A 1,786-nucleotide genomic window follows, 5' to 3' on the forward strand; every position below is an offset into this window, starting at 1 on the left:
TATTCCCATCATAACCTACAGTTTACTCTGGATTCCTCACATTATTCTCAATCCGAAATATGGATTTTGGGAAATGCAAAAACAAATTTTCAGCTATCATCAAAGAATTGGTAGTGGACCAGATACTCATCCTTATTGTGCTCAATGGTTTACTTGGCCATTGATGCTCAGACCTGTGGTTTATTTCTATAAAAATACAGGCTTATTAGATCAACCTGAAGCTTCTTTACCACCATTACCTTCAGATATTGGAAATCCAAAAGTTAATCCGCTAATTTATGATGTTCATGCTATGGGAAATCCCGCTCTTTGGTGGTTATCAGCAGTAGCAATTTTATCTTTAGTGTTAATATTAATTAACTGCATCTGGGATTGGGAAAAAAAACGAAAAGCTAGACGTAATAAAATTTTCATTAAGCCAAAAGTGAAATTTATTCCTGCCTCAGAAATGTGGTTTTTACTATATTTATTATTAAATTGGTTTGCCAATTTTTTACCTTGGTCAAAAGTGACTCGTTGTACTTTTATCTATCATTATATGGGTGCTGCTGTGTTTGCTATTTTGGCACTTGCTTGGTGGCTTGATAAGTGGTTAAATAATAGACAAGTTCATCTCAGAGCAATAGGAGTTACAGTTATTTTTATCATTTTATTTGCTTTTGTTTTTTGGATGCCTATTTATTTGGGATTACCTATATCTCCGCAAAATTGGCAGATGAGGATGTGGTTTCGTTCTTGGATTTGAAGAAGGGAAAAGGCAGAAGGCAGAAGGCAGAAGGCAGAAGGGAAAATTGCTTATGGATAGTCTTCGACACGCCACTCCGCGTCTACAAACCTCAAACAATTTTAAGCACCCCCGTTGACGGTGGGGTATTAAACCTACCACAGAAAAGATAATATTAGATTTTAGGCGCTAAGTTTTAGGTTGCGAATATCAGGAAATTAGTTTCCCAAATTTTATTAGTTATTTGTCATATTATTAGAGCGTGCTTGATATAAACTACCAAATAAATGACTAATATTAATATCAAGTTATTTTGAATACTTATATAGTGTTTTTATTTGAGATATAAATATAAATTGAGGTTTTTTCTAATAAAAAAAGCGCTGTTTTGAGTTTCTTATATCCTGTATATCCTGGTGTTTGTTACTATTTAATGTTGTTTTCCCTCCTTTACCGAAAAATTAAGGTATAAACCCTCTCCATTCATGGATAAAAAAACGGTCGATCTTCGGAGCTTCCCGTAGGGTGGGATGGCGTTAGCTGGTCTCCTCGCCATATCCAATAGACCAAGAGAAGAAAAAAAATCCTTTTAGCCAATCCTCTTCTTTATAAGAATAGATAATTATTAATTATTAATTGTTAATTATTAATTGTTGAATATTCCCTCCATACCTTTTTCATGGCACTTGGCTTCCACATCCCAGATAAAAACACTATAAACTAAGTTATCAATCAAGGGAAAATAGTGGTACTTTGATATTTTTCACCAAAAATTCTTTCCAACCCAGTAGTAGCACAAGAAATGCTTTAAAAAGCTAAAAATAGCTGTTTGCGTAGCATGACTAGGAAAACCTAAATATATCAAAAAATCTTTTAATTAAAGGTAAAAAAATTGCTGTATAAGGTTTTGAGATTATTTTTAATCTATTTTTTTCTAAAGTCTCGATAGAAGAGGAAAGTTTCCACGAATCATCTAGTAGTTCTATATTATCTTCCCACCAATTAAAGGTTAAATCTAACACCTACGACCTACAAAATACGACCTTCTCAAATAAAGCTCTA

At 33.2% G+C, this 1,786-nt stretch carries 1 protein-coding gene and 1 pseudogene; both read left to right on the forward strand.

Annotated features, from left to right (window positions below):
- A pseudogene (locus F6K13_RS31565) lies at positions 1-745 on the forward strand (dolichyl-phosphate-mannose--protein O-mannosyl transferase); the annotation flags it as partial.
- Complete coding sequence (locus tag F6K13_RS31570) at positions 742-897, forward strand: hypothetical protein (protein WP_161565026.1); 156 nt, start codon at positions 742-744, stop codon at positions 895-897. The pseudogene F6K13_RS31565 and the gene F6K13_RS31570, both read left to right, overlap by 4 nt.
- Positions 898-1,786: the final 889 nt, after the last annotated feature.

Source organism: Okeania sp. SIO2B9, from assembly GCF_010672505.1.
Taxonomy (GTDB): Bacteria; Cyanobacteriota; Cyanobacteriia; order Cyanobacteriales; family Microcoleaceae; genus Okeania; species Okeania hirsuta.